The following is an 18,298-nucleotide window of genomic DNA, read 5'->3' on the forward strand; positions in this document are numbered from 1 at the left end:
ATGAAGTCTCACGACCTGGTCGACACGACCGAGCGCGGGATCACCGCCGCCACGTGAGGGATTGGTGACGCTGTGAAGTCGCACGACCTAGTTGACACGACCGAGATGTACCTGCGCACCATCCTCGAGCTCGAGGAGGAGGGGGTGCCGCCGCTGCGTGCCCGGATCGCCGAGCGGCTGCGGCAGAGCGGCCCCACCGTCAGCCAGACCGTCGCCCGGATGGAGCGCGACGGCCTGCTCACGGTCGAGGGCGACCGGCACCTGGCGCTCACCGCCCAGGGCCGGGCCACCGCGATCTCGGTGATGCGCAAGCACCGGCTGGCCGAGCTGTTGCTCGTCAACGTGATCGGCATGCCCTACGAGGAGGCCCACGAGGAGGCCTGCCGGTGGGAACACGTGATGAGCGACGCGGTCGAGAAGCGGGTCTACGACCTGCTCAACCGGCCCACCCGCTCGCCGTACGGCAACCCCATCCCGGGGCTGGAGGAGCTCGGCTCCCCCGAGCCGGAGGCCGTCGACGTGGCCGAGGGTGAGCGCAACCTGGCGTTCCCCGGCCTGTCCGGGCCGGTGGTGGTGCGGCGGATCTGCGAGAGCGTGCAGACCAACGCCGACGTGCTGCGCCAACTGCACGCCGCCGGCGTCGACCCCGGCGCCCGGGTGACCGTGGCGCAGGAGCGCGACGGGGTCTCCATCGACCGCGACGGCGGCCGGATCCGGCTGCCCCGCGAGGTCGCCTCGCGGGTCTTCGTCGCGGCCGGCTGACCGGTCCCGCACCCCCGGCTGGCACCCAGCCCGCCGCGCTCAGAGGGCGCCGGTGTCGACCTTCTTGGCCAGCTCGACCAGCCCGGTGACGAGGTCGTCGACAGCGCCCCGGTCGGTGCCCTTCGGGCTGGTCCAGTGCAGCGTGGCCAGCCGTCCCCCGCCGGCCAGCCAGCCCACCTCGGCCACCGGGCCGTGACCGCCGGCCGCGGCACCGGTTCGCCGGTACGCCTTCTGGCCGAGGCCGGTGACCTTGGTCGCCTTCGCCGGCACCACGTCCTCGGTGAACGTGGTGGCGTCGATCGACGTCTCGGTGACGGTCAGGGTGAGCTCGGGCAGGCTCGCCGTTCCGGAGCGCACCACGCAGGTGTGGCTGTCGCCGCGCGCGCTGGCCGCCGCCACGTCGAAGCGCACCTGGGCGTGCTCCTCGATCACCGCGAAGTCGAGCAGCCGGCACGCACCGCCGGACGAGGCCGCCGGCACGTCGATCGAGACCGGCGCCGGCGGCGGCACCGCCACCGGTTCGGCCTCCGCGGCACAGCCCGCCGCCAACAGCACGGCCACGCCGGCGACCACGCTCCGCCCGTGCACGATCACTCCTCCGCTGGTCCACCCGACGTGTCCGCCGGACACCGTACGGGTTCGCCCCGGCCGGACGGAAGACCTCAATCGGTGACGTACGGGCAGTGCCGACAGCCGCGACCGCAGCAGGTACCTCGGCGGGCCAGGAAGCCCGCGGTGAGCACGAAGAGCCCGGTGGCCGGATCGAGGTAGCCGGCGTCCCCGGCGGCCAGCGCGGCTGCGTGCGCGGCGAGGATCGGGTCCCGGTCGGGATGCTCGGGCGGCAACCGGGACGGGTGCGGCTCGGTCAGCGGCCGATCCGCCAACGGTCGTCGCTCTCCGGTCACCGGGGCAGTCTAGGGAGCCGGCTCACCCGCGCCGGACCAGGGCCGCGGCTCAGCCGGGTCCGCCCAGGGCGGCAACTCAGCCGGGCCAGAACAGCGCGGCGGCTCAGCCGGGCCGGAACAGGGCGCGGCGCCTAGCCGTGCCGGGCCAGGGCGGCGGCGATCTCGTCCCGGCTCGCGTTCGCCGCGAGCAGCAGGCGGAGCAGCACCTTCGCCTTGTACGGGTCGAGCAGCCCGCCGTCCAGCAGCCCGCGCCGGCGCAGGTCGGTCTCCGAACCGACCGCGCCGTAGGTGTTCCGCAGCACCGAGCCGGCGCCGGAGCGGGAGGTGAGCACCACCGGCATCCGGTCGGCCAGGGCGCCGAGCACCGGGGCCAGCGTGGCCGGGACGTGCCCCACCCCGAAGCCGGCGACGACCAGCCCGTGGTGGGTGTCGGCGACGCGGTCGAGGAGCAGGCCGTCGTCGTCCAGGGTGATCGTGTGCAGGAAGACCCGGGTGCCGTCCAGCCGGGCCGGGTCGACCGGGGGCAGCGGCGCCGGCCGCTCCGGTCGCACCAGCACGCGTACCCGCCCCTCGATCACGTGCCCGAGCGGGCCGGTGTTCGGCGAGGCGAAGGTGGCGGTGCTGGTGCTGTGCGTCTTGCGTACCCAGCGGGCGGCGTGGACCTCGTCGTTGAAGGCGACCAGCACGCCCAGGCCGCGGGCCGCCGGCGTGGCCGCCACCCGGGCCGCGGCCAGCAGGTTCGCCGGGCCGTCCGGGCCGGCCAGGGTGGGGTTGCGCATAGCGCCGGTGAACACCAGCGGCGCGGGGTGCGGCCAGACCAGGTCGGCCAGGAACGCCGACTCCTCCAGCGTGTCCGTGCCCTGGGTGACCACCACACCGGTGGCGCCCCCGGTCACCGCCCGGGCGGCGGCGTCGACCACGCCGAGCAGCTGGCGGTACGTCAGGTGGGCGCTGGGCACCGCGAGGGCGTCCCGCACGTCCAGCGGCGCGTCGAGGTCGCCGAGCCCGGGCACGGCGGCGGTGAGGTCCGCGCCGGTCAACCGGGTGACCACCCCGGGGCGGCCCGGGTCGTGCCCGGCCATCGCGATCGTGCCGCCGAGGGTGAACAGGGCGATGGACACCTGCCGGACCTCCCGTCTGCGCCGCGGCGCGGCCCGCCGACCGTACCGGCCGGGCCGGAATCGGCTGGCGCCGGGCGGGGGGCACGCCGGCAGGCTGGCCGGGTGCCCCGCCGCCGGTTCGAGACCGACCCGCCCCGAGGCCGTACGACGGCCGCCTGCCGCGACCGGGTGGTCGCGGCAGGCGGGGTGACTGTCGTACGGATCAGCTGACGGTCCTCGGCTGCGTGGAGAGCAGCACCTGCGTCCAACCGGACGCGTCGACCGGGTCGCTCAGGTGGTACTGGACGTCGCTGCCGTTCAGGTCGTATGGGTTGACGTCGTGGTAGTGGTACATACCGCCGGAGGAGGTACGGCCGAAGTAGATGCCACCGCCCGGCGACATCAGATGGGTGAAGCCCCAGCCGTCCGGGTCCAGGGTCGCCGCGTTCCAGTCGTCCGGTCCGTTGATCTTGTAGGACCGGAGGGTGCCGGTGCTGGTGGTGCCCAGGATCCAGTTGGTCCCGGTCGCGGTCAGGGTGTTCAACGTGAAGCCGCTACCGATCAGGGTGTTGCTGTTGATCGTCACGGAGTGGGTGCCGACGGTGACGCCGTAGCGACGCAACTGGCCGTCGGCGATGCCGAACAGATTGCCGGCCCCGTCGTAGGCGAGCAGGTCGCTGGTCCAGCCCTTCGAGCCGATCTCGACGGGCGCGTCGAAGGTGAGGGACTCGTTGTTGGTGCGGACGTCGACCCGGTAGAGCTTGCCGGCGGTGGAGGTGACCAGGATCGTGTTGAAGTTCATCGTGGCCATGGCCTTCGGCGTGAACCCGAGGGTGGCGGTGGAGATGACCGGCCCGAAGGTGCGGTCGCCGGTGCCGGCGTCGATCACCGAGTAGGTCATCCGGCCGTCCGGCAGCACGCCGTAGACCGAGGCGTTCCCGGCCACGTGATCCGCCGACCACCAGCTCGTCCGCTTCTGCGCGCCGGCCCAGCTGAAGCTGAAGTGGATGTGGTCGGTGTGCGGACTGGCGCCGCTGTACGACTGCCAGCCGGCCGACGGCTCGTACGCCTTCCAGATCTTGTTGTTCCAGATGATGTACATCATGCCGAGCCGGCGGGCCATCGCGTGCCGGTTGCCGTACGAATCGGTGGCGAGCAGCCAGTTGAGCAGATCGGTGGCGTCGGCCCGCTGACCGGCGTCGTAGTAGTTGAAGTGGTAGTCGAGGGCCCGGCCCTCCTTGTGTTCACTTGTTCCGCCGCTGCCGCAGTCCCGGCCGATACCCCAGGTGTGCGAGCCGTAGGTCGCGTTGACCAGGTCCTTGAAACCGACCACACCCGGCTTCGCGGTGGGGTCGCAGGTGTCCTGACCGTCGTAGGCGGCGTAGCCGTCGATCCGGGAACTGAAGGAGGGGGTGCTGGGGGCGGCCAGGGCCGCCGTCGGTGCGACGACGGTCGCCGCCAGGGCGGTGGTCACGGCGGCGGCCAGGCCGGCCATCCGGAACAGGCTTTTCACGAGCAGGGGTGTCCTTTCAGGGGGTGGTAAGCATTCGCAGGAATCGGAGAGGGACATCAGACGATGCGCCAGAGGTCGAGTTGCGGATCGTCGGCGAGACACCGCTGAACCGTTCGGCGCAGAATTGCGTACGCCAACGACGGCTCGTCGGTGGCCACGAATGCGAGAATGTCGAATCCGGACGGTCCGGCCCGGATACGAATATGGTTTATCCGCTCGTCCGAGCGGGCCCGCCGCGACAGCAGGCCACTCAGCTCGAGTTCCGGATATTGGCGATCCCCGCCAAGTGGGGCTATCCGGACCACGGCGGCGATCACGCCTGACCCGGTGCCGGAAGCGGCGGCGTCCAGCCGAAACCCTCGGCGAGCGGGCCGGTGGTGACCTCGACGCCGAGGGCCGCGGCGAGCGCCGCCAGCACCGCGAGGACGACCACCGGAACGAACAGTCGGGTTGCCAGCAAACGGCACGCAGACATGACTTGCCCCTTTCGGATAAGTGGCGGGAGAAAGGCCCCTCGACGCTTATTCGGTGATTGCTCACCGGCGTTGGGACAAGCGTGCCGTCCCCACCGACCGCTGTCACCAACTTGCGGCTGGCCAGACCCTGCCTGGCGAGAAGTCGCAACGACCGGCTCGGGACAGCGAAAAAGACCCGCAGACATCTACACTCGTGCCCATCGAGCCAACGGGGAGGTTTCGGTGCTGGAAGCGCTGGGTTTGTCCACTGTCAATGAATCCGTCTACCGGGCGATGCTCACGCATCCCGCCCTCGACGTGGCCGGCCTCGCCGCCCACCTGGATCTCGACCCGGCGCAGGTGCACGCCGCGCTCGACGTGCTGGCCGATCTGGCCCTCGTCCGGCTGGACGACACGGACGGTACGGCGCGGGCGGTACGCCCGCAGACCGGGCTCGCCGCGCTCCTGGCCAAGGTGGAGGCCGACATCGCCGTACGGCAGCAGCAGATCGAGGCGGTGCGCGCCGCGATCGCGGACATCGCGGTGACGCACGAGCAGCACGAGGTGGTGCTCCGGCTGGAGGGGATCGACGCGGTCCGCGACCGGCTGGCCGAGCTGGCCCGCACCGCCACCACGGAGTGCCTCTCGTTCAGTCCCGGCGGCGCCCAGCCCGCCGACACGCTGCACGCGGAAGCACCCCTCAATGCCGCTGCCCTGGACCGCGGCGTCCGGATCCGCAACGTCTACCAGGACAGCTTCCGCAACGACCCGGCCACCCTGGCCCACGCTCGCCGGATGGCCACGCTGGGCAGCGAGTCGCGCACGGTGCCGACCCTGCCCATGCGGCTGATCATCGTCGACCGGAGCATCGCCCTGACCCCGATCGACCCGCGGGAGCCCCGCCTCGGCGCCCTGGAGCTACGCAGCCCCGGTCTGGTCGCCGGGCTGCTCGCGCTCTTCGACCAGGTCTGGCAGCAGGGCAGCCCGTTCGGCGAGGTTCCCGGTGCCCGGGCCGGCGAGCTGACCCCGCAGGAGAGGGCGTTGCTGCAGCTGTTCGCCGACGGGCACACCGACGAATCGGCGGCCCGGCAGCTGGGCATCTCCGCACGGAGCGTCCAGCGGCTGATGAACGCGCTCACCGAACGGCTGCAGGCGAGCAGCCGGTTCCAGGCCGGCGTCGAGGCCTCCCGGCGCGGCTGGATCTGACCGCTCGACCCGCGCCGCGGGGCCGGAAATGGCTGGCACCGGGCGGGGCCCGCCGGCAGGCTGGCCCGGTGCCCCACCGCCGCGTCGAGACCGCCCCTGCCCCCGTACGTCTGCTGAGGGTGGGGGCAGCGACGTGACACAGCACCTGCTGGCACCCGCCGAGGCGACCACCCCGGCACCGCTGCGGCGCAGCCGGGACTTCGGTCTGCTCTGGGGCGGCCAGACGGTCGCCGAGCTCGGCACCCGGATCTCCGGCGTGGCGGTGCCGCTGCTCGCCGCGGACACCCTCGGCGCCAGCGTCTTCCAGGTCTCCCTGCTGACCTTCCTCGCCTGGCTGCCGTACCTGCTCTTCTCGCTGCCGGCGGGGATCGTCGCCGACCGGGTCGACCAACGCCGGCTGATGGTCGCCTGCGACCTGGGCCGGGCCGCGCTCCTGCTGTCGGTGCCGGTGGTCGCCCTGGTCGGCCGGCTCAGCCTGCCCTTCCTGTACGCCGTGGTCGGCCTCGCCGGCGTGCTCACCGTCTTCTTCACGGTGGCGTACAAGAGCGTGCTGCCACGGCTGGTGCCGGCCGAGCGGTTGCTGGACGCCAACGCGAAGCTCACCATCAGCCAGGACTCGGCCGAACTGGTCGGCCCGACGATCGGCGGGGTGCTGGTCGGGCTGGTCGGCGCCGCGAAGACCTTCCTGGCCACCGGGGCGACCTACCTGGTCAGCGCGGTGACGCTGCTGCTGCTCCGGCACCGGCCCGCCGCCCGTTCGGCACATGCGCGAGGGCCGCTGCGGGCGGAGCTGACCGGCGGGCTCGGCTTCATCCGCCGGCAACGGATCCTGCTGGCCATCCTGGCCTGCACCACCACCTCGAACTTCTTTGTTATGGCGGCCAGCTCCATCGAGGTCGTCTTCATGCTGCGCGAGCTGCACGCCTCCCCCGCTCTGGTCGGGCTGGTCTTCTCGGTCAGCGCGGTGGGCGGGCTGGTGGTCGGCGCGCTCGCCGGGCGGCTGACCGCCTGGCTCGGGTCGGCCCGGGTGATCTGGGTGGCGATGGCCGCGCCCGGCCCGCTCTACCTGCTGATGCCGCTGGCCCAGCCGGGGTGGGGGGTGCTGCTCTACGGGATCGGGCTGGCCGCGTTCTCGGCCAACGCGGTGTTGTTCAACGTCGCGTCGATGACCTACCGGCAGCAGATCACCCCGCCGGAGCTGCTCGGCCGGGTCAACGCGGCGTTCCTCTGGATCTGCTTCGGGGTGATCCCGCTCGGCGCGCTGCTCGGCGGCGCCCTGGGCAGCCAGCTCGGGCTGCGGCCGGCGCTGTGGATCTGCGTGCTCGGCACCTGGAGCGCGTCGCTGTTCGTGGTCTGCTCGCCGCTGCGCGGGATGCGCGACGTGCCGGCGGCCGTCGCACCCGTCCGCGATGCTGTGAGCTGACCGCAGCCGACCCGTCGCCGGGTCTGTGCTGCTCTGCCATCAGCGGGCGCGCGCGACTGAGCAGGGTCAGACGCCGGCGCCGCCGGTCTCGGCGAGGACCCGGGTGAGCAGGTCGACGAACGGACCGGGGCGCTCGAACAGCGACCGGTGCCCGGCGCCGTCGAGCACCACCCGCTCCTTGCGGGGCGCCTGGAGCTGGGCGTACCACTCCTGGAGCAGGGCGAGCCGGCCGGGCACCTCGTGGGCGCCGTCGACCAGCCACACCGGCACCTGAAGCTGGCGCACCTCGCGCCGCAGGTCGAGATCCTGAAGTGTCGGGTAGAGCACGTCCCACCCGTCGAACTGCCCGCTGAGCGCGTGCGCCTTCTCCAGCAGGGTGTACTCCGACACGCCGAGGTTCTCCGCCATCCCGCCGCGGCCCTCGCTGGCCCCGGTGCGGTCGTAGTCGAACGCGCCCACCTCGTTGGCGAGCAGCGGCTCGTAGTCGTACATGCCGGCGTAGGGCGGCGGGCCGAGGCCGGTCAGCTGCTTCGCCAGGTCGGTGCGCCCGGTGCGCCGGGCCCAGGCGAGCGTGTCGTCGTACTGGCTGCGGTCGGCGGCGCGTAGGTCGACCGCCTGGCCGACGCCCACGTACGCCTGGAACAGGTCGGGACGGCGCTGCACGGCGGTGACCCCGACCAGCGAGCCGCCGGAGTGCGCCACCAGGTAGACCTTGCCCTTGCCGAACCGCTGCCGCAGGTGCTCGGTGACGGCGACCGCGTCGGCCACCTCGCTGTCCAGGGTGAGCGACGACGAGGGCGCAAAGGACGCCCACGATTTCGCCGCGCCCCGCCGGTCCACGGTGGCCACCACGAACCGCTGTTCCAGGCCGGCGAGGTGCCGGCGTACCGCACCGATCTCCGAGCCGCCCGGTGCGCCGGGCAGGAAGAGCAGCACGGGCGCGTTCCGGTCGGCGCCGCGCAGCATCAGCCCGAGCCGCCGGTCGCCGGTGTCGACGCTGGTCAGTTCGGCGATACCGCCGTCGATCCGGTCCGTCCGCGCGGGCACCGCCACGGCCACCGTGACCAGCAGAAGCAGCACGGACAGCAGGCCGGTCGCGCCCCGCCCCAGCCACCTCCACACCGGCCGCCGGTCGGCGGCGGGCGTGCCGCGCCGGGCGATCCCGGCCCCGTACGCGGCCCCGACCAGCAGCGGCAGCCCGGTCAGCAGGCCGTGCAGGCCACGGCCGAGAAGCAGAGCGGCGAACCCGAACCCGCTGGCGTGCGGAGCGTCCACCGTGAGCCCGCGCAGATCGACCCGGACCAGCTCCACCGCCACCACGAAGAGCACGGGCACGCCGAGCATCGCCCAGCGCGACCGGCCGAGCCAACCGGCCCCTAGCCCCACCACGAGGCTGACGGCGATCGACACCAGAGCTTCCGCGTTCGTGCCCGGCCCCCGCGGCGTCCACCAGCCGACCGTCAACCCCCACACGACCGGGAGCAGGACCGCGACGGCGAGGCTCGGGATCGGACGCGGGACCGACAGCTTCGCCATGACACCTCACCGGGTCGTCGGGACCTCAGCCTAGTGACGATCGATCTCACCCGCTGCCCCGTGACGACGACGCACGGCAACGATCCGCTCCGGATCCGGCGACGTCAGGCGAACCAGGTCATCTCCTGCCCGTGCCCACGGGTCCAGGCGAGCGGCGTCCCGTCCAGCGCCAGCACGTTGTGGTGGGCGTCGCCCGGCGGCTCCGGCAGCGCGTCGTGCGGCAGCACGTCCGGGGCCTCGTTCGCGATCCAGTGGCCGGGCAGCCCGCGTACCACCTCGGCGAAGGCCGCCCGGCGCGGCGCCGGCACCTGGTAGAGCACGGAGGTGTGGAAGACCACCAGCGTCGCGCCCGCCGGCGCCCGCGCGGCCAGGGCCGGCAGGTCGTCGACCAGGTCGCCGCGGGCGAGCAGTGGCGGGTCGGCCGCGGCGACAGCCGCCGCGGCCCGCAACCGGTCCCGGCGGTGCTCGTGCTCCGGCCAGATCAGCGCGTCGAGCCAGGCGACGTCCGCCGGGTCGGTCACGTCGAGCGGGTTCAGGTCCAGGCCGGCCCGCCACACCACCTCAGGCCGGCGCTCGGGCGGCGCGGTGCCGGTGAGCGCGCAGTCGAGGACCGGGTCGCCCGGGCCGAGGCGATGGCCGCCGTAGCGGTAGGCGTACCGGTCGGGGTAGAGGCAGAGCCCGGCGGACGCGCCGACCTCGATCAGCGCGAGCGGCTGCGGCAGGGTGGCGAGCACCGGCAGCAGTACGGCACACCGCCCCGGCTCGTTCGTCTGCACGGCGCGGGCCCGCAACTCCGCCTCGATCGCAGGCCAGTTCGCCAGGGTGAAGTCGTGGAACGCGGCCGGGTCGTGCACCGGCCCGCCGAGCAGCCGTACCACGCCGAACAGCAGGTTCGGCTGCCGCTTCCCCGGCGGGAGCGTATCGACGAGCGCGAGCAGCTCGGCGTCTCGGGCGACGGCCAGGGACAGGCGCTCGTACGCCGGCGAGACACCCCGCGCCTCACGGGTGCCGAACTCGACGTAACTCTCGACGATCGTCACAACCCGATGATCCCTCTCGACGTCCCGCTCTGTCCCGCCCCGATGGCGGCGGCCCGCTCCGAAGCGGTCGTCGCGATGGGGCACGCGAGCGTGATACCGCGGAGTCATCGTGATACCGCTGAGGTATCCCGCTCCACGGCATGACCTGCCCGGCGAGGAGACACACCGCGAGCGACCGCCACCGGCCGCGGGCTCGACGCGACACCGCCCCGACCCGCCGAAGCGGGGCCGGGGCAGCGTCGCGGTCGGCGTACGTCAGCTGCAGCCGCTGGTGGAGCCGCAGCCCTCACAGACGTAGCAGCTACCGGCCGGGCGCATCTTCGTACCGCAGGTGAAGCAGAGCGGCGCGTCGGCGGCCTTGCCGATGACGGCCTCGAGCAGTTCGGTGCTGGAACCCACCGACGGCGCCGGCTTGGCGGCGGCGACCTCGGCGGTCTCCTGGGCCGGCTGGGCCACCGGGCCGGTCTTCGGCTCCTCCGGCCTGGTCTCGACCGGGGCGGAGGCGGCCATCGCGGCGAGGTCCGCGCCGCTCTCCGCCTCCGCCTCGGCCCGCAGCTGGGCAGCCCGCTCCTTGGCGGTGAAGATGCCCAGCTCCGCGCGCCGCTCGTACGGCAGGAAGTCCAGCGCGAGCCGACGGAAGATGTAGTCCATCACCGAAGCGGCCATCCGCACGTCCGGGTCGTCGGTCATGCCCGCCGGCTCGAAGCGCATGTTGGTGAACTTGCTGACGTACGTCTCCAGCGGCACGCCGTACTGGAGACCGATGGAGATGGCCACCGAGAAGGCGTCCATCACCCCGGCGAGGGTCGAGCCCTGCTTCGACATCTTGAGGAAGACCTCGCCGAGGCCGTCGTCCGGGTAGGACGACGCGGTGAGGTAGCCCTCGGCGCCACCGACGGAGAAGCTGACCGTCTGGGACGGGCGCTTCTTCGGCAGCCGCTTGCGCACCGGGCGGTACTCGACGACCTTCTCGACCACCTTCTCCACCTCGGCCGGAGCCTCGGCGGTGGCCTTGTTCGGCTTGGCCGCCGACAGCGGCTGGCCGACCTTGCAGTTGTCCCGGTAGATCGCCAGGGCCTTGAGGCCGAGCTTCCAGCCCTCGAAGTAGATCTTCTCGACGTCCTCGACGGTGGCCTGCTCCGGCATGTTGACCGTCTTGGAGATCGCGCCGGAGATGAACGGCTGGACCGCCGCCATCATCCGCACGTGCCCCATCGGCGCGATGGACCGCTCGCCCATGGCGCAGTCGAAGACCGGGTAGTGCTCCGGCTTCAGGCCGGGGGCGTCCACCACGTGGCCGTGGTCGGCGATGTGCTCGACGATCGCCTCGACCTGCTCCTCCGGGTAGCCGAGGCTGCGCAGGGCGCGCGGCACCGTCTGGTTGACGATCTGCATCGAGCCGCCGCCGACCAGCTTCTTGAACTTGACCAGCGCCAGGTCGGGCTCCACGCCGGTGGTGTCGCAGTCCATCATCAGGCCGATGGTGCCGGTCGGCGCGAGCACGCTGGCCTGCGAGTTCCGCCAGCCGTTCTTCTCACCGACCTTGTTGCCCAGCGACCACTGCTTGGTGGCCTCGCGCTGGATGGCGGTGGCCACGGTGCCGGCCGGCTTGATCTCGTCGTTGGCGGCGGCGTGCTTGCGCATCACCCGCTTGTGCGGCTCCGCGTTGCGGGCGTAGCCGTCGTACGGGCCGACGATGCCGGCCAGCTCGGCCGAGCGGCGGTAGGCGGTGCCGGTCATCAGCGAGGTGATCGCCGCGGCGACCGAGCGACCCTGGTCCGAGTCGTACGGCAGGCCGGAGGCCATCAGCAGGGCGCCCAGGTTGGCGTAGCCGATGCCGAGCTGCCGGTAGGCCCGGGTGGTCTCACCGATCTTCTCGGTCGGGAAGTCGGCGAAGCAGATCGAGATGTCCATCGCGGTGATGACCAGCTCGACCGACCTGACGAACTTCTCCACCTCGAAGTTGCCGTCGGCGCGGAGGAACTTCATCAGGTTGAGCGAGGCCAGGTTGCACGAGGAGTTGTCCAGGTGCAGGTACTCCGAGCACGGGTTGGACGCGGTGATCCGCCCGGTCTCCGGGCAGGTGTGCCAGTCGTTGATGGTGTCGTCGTACTGCAGGCCGGGGTCGGCGCACTCCCAGGCGGCCTGGGAGATGGTGCGGAACAGCTTCTTGGCGTCGATGGTGTCGATCACCGCGCCGTCCAGCCGGCCGCGCAGGTCGAAACTGCCGCCGTTCTCCACCGCCGACATGAACTCGTCCGAGACCCGGACCGAGTTGTTGGCGTTCTGGTACTGGACGCTGACGATGTCGGCGCCGCCGAGGTCCATGTCGAAGCCGGCGTCGCGCAGCGCGCGGATCTTGTCCTCCTCGCGCGCCTTGGTGACCACGAACTCCTCGATGTCCGGGTGGTCCACGTCGAGGATGACCATCTTGGCCGCGCGCCGGGTGGCGCCGCCGGACTTGATGGTGCCGGCGGAGGCGTCCGCGCCGCGCATGAAGCTCACCGGGCCGGAGGCGGTGCCGCCGGAGGAGAGCAGCTCCTTGGAGGAACGGATCCGGGAGAGGTTCACCCCGGAGCCGGAGCCGCCCTTGAAGATCAGCCCCTCCTCCTTGTACCAGTCGAGGATCGAGTCCATCGAGTCGTCGACGGCAAGGATGAAGCAGGCGCTGACCTGCTGCGGCGACGGCGTGCCGACGTTGAACCAGACCGGCGAGTTGAAGCTGAACACCTGGTGCAGCAGCATCCAGGTCAGCTCGTGGGCGAACACCTCGGCGTCGGCCGGGCTGGCGAAGTAGCCGTACTCCTCACCGGCGGTGCGGTAGGTGGTCACCACCCGGTCGATCAGCTGCTTGAGCGACCACTCCCGCTCCGGGGTGCCCACCGCGCCCCGGAAGTACTTGGTGGTCACGATGTTGGCCGCGTTGACGCTCCAGGACTCGGGGAACTCGACCCCGCGCTGCTCGAAGTTGATCGAGCCGTCCCGCCAGTTGGTCATCACGACGTCGCGGCGCTCCCAGGTGACCTCGTCGTACGGGTGCACCCCCTCGGTCGTCCAGACCCGCTCGACCTTCAGACCTGCCCCCGCCTTGCTCCGCGACCTGCTCGTCGTCACGACGTCCGCCCCCTCGTCTACGTGGTCACCCACCACGCGTCCCATCTGTCAGAAATCTGGAAAAACTCAACCGGCCCGGCCGGCGGCCTCGGCCGCGTCGGCCTCGGCGCCCTCCCGGACGCGCGCCCGCAGCGTCTCGATCTCCCGCTCGAAGTCGGCGAGCGAGTCGAACGACCGGTAGACGCTGGCGAACCGCAGGTAGGCCACCTCGTCCAGGTCCCGCAACGGGCCCAGGATGGCCAGCCCCACCTCGTGGCTGGGGATCTCGGCGGCCCCCTTGGCCCGGACGGTCTCCTCGACCCGCTGCGCGAGCAGCGCGATCGAGTCGTCGTCCACCGGCCGGCCCTGGCACGCCTTGCGCACCCCGCCGATGATCTTCGTGCGGCTGAACGGCTCGGTCACCCCGCTGCGCTTGACCACCGCGAGGACCGCCTCCTCGACCGTGGTGAACCGCTTGCCGCACTCCGGGCAGGACCGCCGCCGGCGGATCAACTGGCCGTCGTCGGCCTCCCGCGAGTCGACCACCCGGGAGTCGGCGTGCCGGCAGTACGGACACCGCATCGCCTGACCTCCTTCGTCGATCCACGGGCCCGATCCCACGCACCTCCGGGCACGCCGGACCTCGGCGGGGTCATCCTCCGATGACCGTCGCCGTGCCGGCGGTACGGGAGTGCGGTCGGTAGTCGAACCCAACCTGTAGGCGACTTACGCCCGTGTGACTACTACATCTAGGGGTCGACCGTATGCCGCCGACGATCGGAGGTCAAGTTGGGCGGCGTGTCCGGCGCGTCACCGGCAAACCCCGCCGAACCCCCCTTCCCGGTACCGCCCGAGGACCAACCGAACGGCACCGCCGGGGGTTACCGCCCGGCCGGACGGCACCCGTCGACGATCCGCCAGGATCGAACACCCGTTCGACCCGACGTACCATTACCAGAACGGGCGTACGAGCGACCGGCTTTTCCAGCCCGACACGCCGAGCCGAGGTCGTACAGATGTTTGAAAATGACCGATCTCACCTATACGGTCAGGAACAACCGGTCGCGGCACCCGCCGTACCGGCCAGCACAGCCCCGCCGCACGCACCACGAGCCGCCGAGGCACCCAGCGCCGACCAGGGAGGACGGACGTGACCGAGGACCGGGCCAGCCGGCCCAAGAGCCCGCAGCAGATCACCGAGGCGGGCCCGCCGGCCACCCGACGCCGGGCCGCCGCGCGCGGCCGGGCCGGGCAGCCCGCCGTGCGCCCGGTCACCCCGGTGGTCAGCGCATTCCCCGACCCGGCGACGGTCGACCTGACCGCCCGGCAGCGGCGGATCCTGGAGTTCATCCGCACCTGGGTGGACCGGCACGGCTACCCGCCGAGCGTGCGCGAGATCGGTGAGGCGGTCGGCCTGGTCTCCCCGTCCAGCGTCGCCTACCAGCTGAAGGAGCTGGAGAAGAAGGGCTTCCTGCGCCGCGACCCGAACCGGCCGCGGGCGGTGGACGTCCGCGCCCCGAGCGACGTGGTCGACGACGAGCTGGCCCGCTCGCAGCGCCCCGCCCCGGCCTACGTGCCGATGCTGGGCCGGATCGCCGCCGGTGGCCCGATCCTGGCCGAGCAGGCGGTGGAGGACGTCTTCCCGCTCCCCCGCGAGCTGGTGGGTGAGGGCGAGGTCTTCATGCTCCAGGTCAAGGGCGACTCGATGCTCGACGCGGCGATCTGCGACGGCGACTGGGTGGTGGTCCGGCAGCAGCCGACCGCCGAGGCCGGCGACATCGTCGCCGCCATGCTCGACGGCGAGGCGACCGTGAAGACCTACCGCCGGCGCGACGGCCACGTCTGGCTGATGCCGCAGAACCCGGCGTTCGACCCGATCCCGGGCGACGACGCCACCATCATGGGCCGGGTCGTCGCGGTGCTGCGCCGCATCTGACGCAATCCCCGGGTGGCCGCCGGTCGGCGGTCACCCGGACCGGCCCGCCCCGAACGTCCGGTCAGCCGGCCACCGCCGGACGGTCAGTACCGGTCGCCCCGGTAGCCCCGGCCGGGCACCTGCCCGTACGAGCCGCGCCCGTCGTCGTAGCCACCGTCGCGGCGACGCCCCGGCCGCTGCCCCCGAGGGTCCTGGTCCGGGCCGCCCCGACGCGGCGGCTCCGCCCGGCCACCACCGCCGTACCCGCCGCCACCGGGCTGGCCGCCGTAGACGCCGCCACCGCCGGCGGGCCGGCCGTTGGGGCGACCGCCCCCGTAGACGCCACCGTCGGCCGGGCGGCCGCCACCGTAGACGCCACCGCCACCGCCACCGGCACCGCCGCCCGCCGGGCGACCACCGGCGCCGCCGCCCGCCGGGCGGCCACCGCCGTAGACGCCGCCACCGGCCGGCGCGCCACCACGGGCACCACCTCCGCCGTAGACGCCACCGCCGGGCGCTCCCCCGTAGACGCCACCCCTGGCGGCGCCGGGCTCGGGGAAGTTGTCGTCCGGCCGGCCCCGCCGGTTGTCCCGGAGGTCGTCGTCGAGGTCGCGGCCGTCCGCGTCGTCACCGGACGACCCGGCGCCGCGCTTGCGGGCCCGCAGGATGCCGACGATGCCGGCGCCGACCAGCAGTGCGCCGATCACCCCGACCGCCGCGATGAGGTAGGTGATGTCCTGCAGCGACAGCGAGTCGAACCAGGACAGCGAGGCCTTCTTCTGCTGTGCGTCCTCCTCGCCGGCCACCGGCTTCGCGCCCTCGGTGGAGGGGGTGTAGCTGAGGATGTCGATCGGCTCGTCCTCCTCCATCTGCCCGCCATCGGAGACGGTGAGGAAGGACTTGCCGTCCGGGGTGTAGGCGATCGCCTCGCCGAACGGATCGGCGAGCGCGGTGACCTTGGGTTTGCCGGTGGTCACCGCGGCCAGTACGTCGCCGTTCGTCACGTCGTACTCGAAGGCGTCGGCGTACGTGCGCAGCACCACCCGGGTGCCGTCCGGCGACCTGGCGGCACCGGTGATCGCGACCCGGCCGAAGGTGTTGAACGGATTCTCCGTGGAGGTCTTCGGCAGGTCGATCTCGCCGACCTGCTTCATCGGTACCGGGTCGGTGTCGCCGGTCTTGAGCTTCCCGTCCGGGGTGAACACCTTCGCCTTGCCGCTGGTCACCTTCGTAATGATCAACGGGCTGCCGTCGGAGTTGATCAGCAGCGCCTCGGCGTCGTGGTGCTTGCCCTCCGGGTACGACAGCCGGTGCAGCTGCGGCTTCTTGCTGCCGCTGATCGGCATGCTCCACACCGCGACCCGGTCCCGCCGGTTCTTGCTGGTGACGTTGTCACCGGTGTCGGCGATCCAAAGCGTCTTGCCGTCCGGCGAGACCGCCAGGTCCTCGGTGTCGAACGGGCCGCCGCCGGAGTAGCTGACGTTCTTGGTGACCTCGCACTTGCTGTCGAGGAAGAACACCCGCTTGCGGCTCTCGACGTCGGTGCCGTCGTTGATCACGATGAAGCCGCTCGTGGTGGCCACCAGGCCGGACAACTCGCGCAGCCGCTCGTCGCCCACCGTGCACCGCTTCTTGCCGGAGGCGAGCGCGGACGGGAGCGCGGCGCCGGCGGGCGCCGCCAGGGCGGCTCCGCCGGACGCCACGGTCACCCCGAGCAGGCCGAGGGCAACCATGATCGACGAGACAGCGCGGCGCATGGGGCCAGTGTCGCATGCCCCGCGTTTCGGGCGGGTGACGCCGGGACGCCTCACCGGGCCCCGGCGACCGCCTGTCCCTCCTCCGCCCGGAACGGCGCCAACTCGGCGGCGAGGCCCTCGCCCACCCGTACGTGCAGCAACGTGCCCTCCGGCAGGTGGGCAGTGCTGAGCACCTCGCCCTGCCGGTGGACCCGGGCGACCAGGTCACCCCGGTCGTACGGGAGCACCGCCTGGACCTCCACCGCGGGGCGGGGCAGCCGCGCCTCGATCGCCTCGCGCAGCCCGTCGATGCCGCGCCCGCTGTGCGCCGAGACGAAGGTCGCCTCCGGCCAGAGCCGCTTCAACCGCAGCAGCGTCTCCTCGTCGGCCGCGTCGGTCTTGTTCACCACCAGCAACTCCGGCAGCCGGTCGGCGCCCACCTCGGCGAGCACCTCGCGGACCGCCCGGACCTGCTCCTCCGGATCCGGGTGGGTGCCGTCGACGACGTGCACCACCAGGTCGGCGTCGGCGACCTCCTCCAGCGTCGAGCGGAACGCCTCGACGATCTGGTGCGGCAGGTGCCGGACGAAGCCCACCGTGTCGGAGAGGGTGTAGAGCCGCCCGTCGGTCGTGGTGGCCCGGCGGGTGGTCGGGTCGAGGGTGGCGAAGAGCGCGTTCTCCACCAGCACGCCCGCCCCGGTCAGCCGGTTCAGCAGGCTCGACTTGCCGGCGTTGGTGTAGCCGGCGATGGCCACCGCGGGGACCGAGTTGCGGGCCCGGCGGGCGCGCTTGGTCTGCCGTACCGTCCGCATGCCCTTGATCTCCCGGCGAAGCCGGGCGATCCGGTGCCGGATCCGGCGCCGGTCGGTCTCCAGCTTGGTCTCACCGGGACCACGCAGGCCCACGCCGCCGCCGGCGCCGCCGCCGCGACCGCTACCACCGGTCTGCCGGGACAGCGTCTCGCCCCAACCGCGCAGCCGGGGCAGCAGGTACTCCAGCTGGGCCAGCTCGACCTGAGCCTTACCTTCCTTGCTCTTGGCGTGCTGGGCGAAGATGTCGAGGATCAGCGCCGTCCGGTCGACCACCTTGACCTTGGTGCGCTGCTCCAGGTTGCGCAGCTGGGACGGGGACAGCTCACCGTCGCAGATCACCGTGTCGGCGCCGCTGGCGAGGACCACCGAGCCGAGGTCGTCGACCTTGCCCCGGCCGATGTAGGTGGCCGGGTCGGGCCGGTTGCGCCGCTGGATCAGCCCCTCCAGCACCTGCGAGCCGGCGGTCTCGGCCAGCGCGGCCAACTCGGTGAGGGAGTTCTCGGCGTCGATCTGGGTGCCCTCGGTCCAGACGCCCACCAGGACGACCCGCTCCAGCCGGAGCTGGCGGTACTCGACCTCGGTGACGTCGGTCAGCTCGGTGGAGAGGCCGGGGACCCGCCGCAGCGCCTGCCGCTCCGACAGCTCGAACTCACCGGTGGTGGCGTCGAGCTCATCGTCGTCGAGGGGAACGTAGGTCTCCTGGTCTCGCAAGCTGATCTCCTGTCCGTTCTGTCAGGTACCGAGCAATCCTGACATGTTGCAACGCCGGACGCACCTGCTATATGCCCGCTCCGTACCGGCC

General features: G+C 72.4%; 16 protein-coding genes. 4 read left to right on the forward strand and 12 right to left on the reverse strand.

Annotation, left to right across the window (positions count from 1 at the left end; translation table 11 throughout):
• Window positions 1-72 precede the first annotated feature (72 nt).
• Entirely contained in the window at window positions 73-762 is a 690-nt protein-coding gene (locus tag GA0070609_RS20955; RefSeq protein ID WP_088995351.1) for a metal-dependent transcriptional regulator, read from the forward strand.
• Between the two features lie 39 nt (window positions 763-801).
• Here GA0070609_RS20955 and GA0070609_RS20960 read toward each other — a convergent pair whose 3' ends face one another.
• From GA0070609_RS20960 to GA0070609_RS33370, 6 genes are all read right to left on the reverse strand, one after another.
• Entirely contained in the window at window positions 802-1,350 is a 549-nt protein-coding gene (locus tag GA0070609_RS20960) for a hypothetical protein (RefSeq protein WP_088997877.1), read from the reverse strand.
• A 74-nt stretch (window positions 1,351-1,424) separates the two neighbouring features.
• Entirely contained in the window at window positions 1,425-1,667 is a 243-nt protein-coding gene (locus GA0070609_RS20965; RefSeq protein WP_088995352.1) for a DUF5522 domain-containing protein, read from the reverse strand.
• A 131-nt stretch (window positions 1,668-1,798) separates the two neighbouring features.
• On the reverse strand, window positions 1,799-2,749 hold the full coding sequence (locus tag GA0070609_RS20970) for an asparaginase (protein WP_408630674.1): 951 nt from the start codon (window positions 2,747-2,749) through the stop codon (window positions 1,799-1,801).
• A gap of 241 nt (window positions 2,750-2,990) precedes the next feature.
• Window positions 2,991-4,280 carry a M23 family peptidase gene (locus tag GA0070609_RS20975; RefSeq protein ID WP_231928363.1) on the reverse strand — a complete coding sequence of 430 codons (1,290 nt, stop codon included), beginning with the start codon at window positions 4,278-4,280 and terminating at the stop codon, window positions 2,991-2,993.
• A 56-nt stretch (window positions 4,281-4,336) separates the two neighbouring features.
• Window positions 4,337-4,597, reverse strand: a complete 261-nt coding sequence (locus tag GA0070609_RS20980) for a hypothetical protein (RefSeq protein WP_088995354.1) — start codon at window positions 4,595-4,597, stop codon at window positions 4,337-4,339.
• Complete coding sequence (locus tag GA0070609_RS33370) at window positions 4,594-4,755, reverse strand: hypothetical protein (RefSeq protein ID WP_157748262.1); 162 nt, start codon at window positions 4,753-4,755, stop codon at window positions 4,594-4,596. The genes GA0070609_RS20980 and GA0070609_RS33370 overlap by 4 nt, the downstream gene beginning before the upstream one ends.
• Window positions 4,756-4,978: 223 nt before the next feature.
• On the opposite strand from GA0070609_RS33370, the gene GA0070609_RS20985 reads away from it, so the two are divergent.
• Together GA0070609_RS20985 and GA0070609_RS20990 are read left to right on the forward strand one after the other, a co-directional pair.
• Complete coding sequence (locus GA0070609_RS20985; protein WP_088995355.1) at window positions 4,979-5,941, forward strand: helix-turn-helix transcriptional regulator; 963 nt, start codon at window positions 4,979-4,981, stop codon at window positions 5,939-5,941.
• A gap of 133 nt (window positions 5,942-6,074) precedes the next feature.
• Window positions 6,075-7,364: an MFS transporter gene (locus GA0070609_RS20990; protein WP_197700175.1), complete on the forward strand. Its 1,290-nt coding sequence runs from the start codon at window positions 6,075-6,077 to the stop codon at window positions 7,362-7,364.
• A 66-nt stretch (window positions 7,365-7,430) separates the two neighbouring features.
• Here GA0070609_RS20990 and GA0070609_RS20995 read toward each other — a convergent pair whose 3' ends face one another.
• The 4 genes from GA0070609_RS20995 to nrdR form a co-directional block, all read right to left on the reverse strand.
• A complete protein-coding gene (locus GA0070609_RS20995) occupies window positions 7,431-8,900 on the reverse strand; it encodes an alpha/beta fold hydrolase (protein ID WP_088995357.1) in 1,470 nt (489 codons plus the stop codon).
• Between the two features lie 104 nt (window positions 8,901-9,004).
• On the reverse strand, window positions 9,005-9,940 hold the full coding sequence (locus tag GA0070609_RS21000) for a DUF2332 domain-containing protein (protein ID WP_231928364.1): 936 nt from the start codon (window positions 9,938-9,940) through the stop codon (window positions 9,005-9,007).
• Between the two features lie 255 nt (window positions 9,941-10,195).
• Window positions 10,196-13,087, reverse strand: a complete 2,892-nt coding sequence (locus tag GA0070609_RS21005) for a vitamin B12-dependent ribonucleotide reductase (protein WP_231928365.1) — start codon at window positions 13,085-13,087, stop codon at window positions 10,196-10,198.
• Window positions 13,088-13,120: 33 nt separating this feature from the next.
• Window positions 13,121-13,615, reverse strand: coding sequence for a transcriptional regulator NrdR (nrdR, locus tag GA0070609_RS21010; protein ID WP_088995360.1), 495 nt, complete (start codon window positions 13,613-13,615; stop codon window positions 13,121-13,123).
• A gap of 568 nt (window positions 13,616-14,183) precedes the next feature.
• On the opposite strand from nrdR, the gene lexA reads away from it, so the two are divergent.
• Entirely contained in the window at window positions 14,184-14,969 is a 786-nt protein-coding gene (gene lexA / locus GA0070609_RS21015; RefSeq protein ID WP_088995361.1) for a transcriptional repressor LexA, read from the forward strand.
• An 83-nt stretch (window positions 14,970-15,052) separates the two neighbouring features.
• Here lexA and GA0070609_RS21020 read toward each other — a convergent pair whose 3' ends face one another.
• Together GA0070609_RS21020 and hflX are read right to left on the reverse strand one after the other, a co-directional pair.
• Window positions 15,053-16,705, reverse strand: coding sequence for a hypothetical protein (locus GA0070609_RS21020; protein WP_157748263.1), 1,653 nt, complete (start codon window positions 16,703-16,705; stop codon window positions 15,053-15,055).
• Window positions 16,706-16,755: 50 nt separating this feature from the next.
• Window positions 16,756-18,207 (reverse strand): GTPase HflX, encoded by a 1,452-nt coding sequence (hflX, locus tag GA0070609_RS21025; RefSeq protein ID WP_088995363.1) that lies wholly within the window; start codon window positions 18,205-18,207, stop codon window positions 16,756-16,758.
• Window positions 18,208-18,298 lie beyond the last annotated feature (91 nt).

The organism is Micromonospora echinaurantiaca, assembly GCF_900090235.1.
Lineage (GTDB): Bacteria > Actinomycetota > Actinomycetes > Mycobacteriales > Micromonosporaceae > Micromonospora > Micromonospora echinaurantiaca.

Coding starts and splice junctions, on each gene's coding strand:
- GA0070609_RS20995 (WP_088995357.1), bottom strand. CDS start 8,900: ATGGCGAAGCTGTCGGTCCCGCGTCCGATCCCGAGCCTCGCCGTCGCG.
- GA0070609_RS33370 (WP_157748262.1), bottom strand. CDS start 4,755: ATGTCTGCGTGCCGTTTGCTGGCAACCCGACTGTTCGTTCCGGTGGTC.
- nrdR (WP_088995360.1), bottom strand. CDS start 13,615: ATGCGGTGTCCGTACTGCCGGCACGCCGACTCCCGGGTGGTCGACTCG.
- GA0070609_RS20970 (WP_408630674.1), bottom strand. CDS start 2,749: ATGGCCGGGCACGACCCGGGCCGCCCCGGGGTGGTCACCCGGTTGACC.
- GA0070609_RS21020 (WP_157748263.1), bottom strand. CDS start 16,705: ATGCGCCGCGCTGTCTCGTCGATCATGGTTGCCCTCGGCCTGCTCGGG.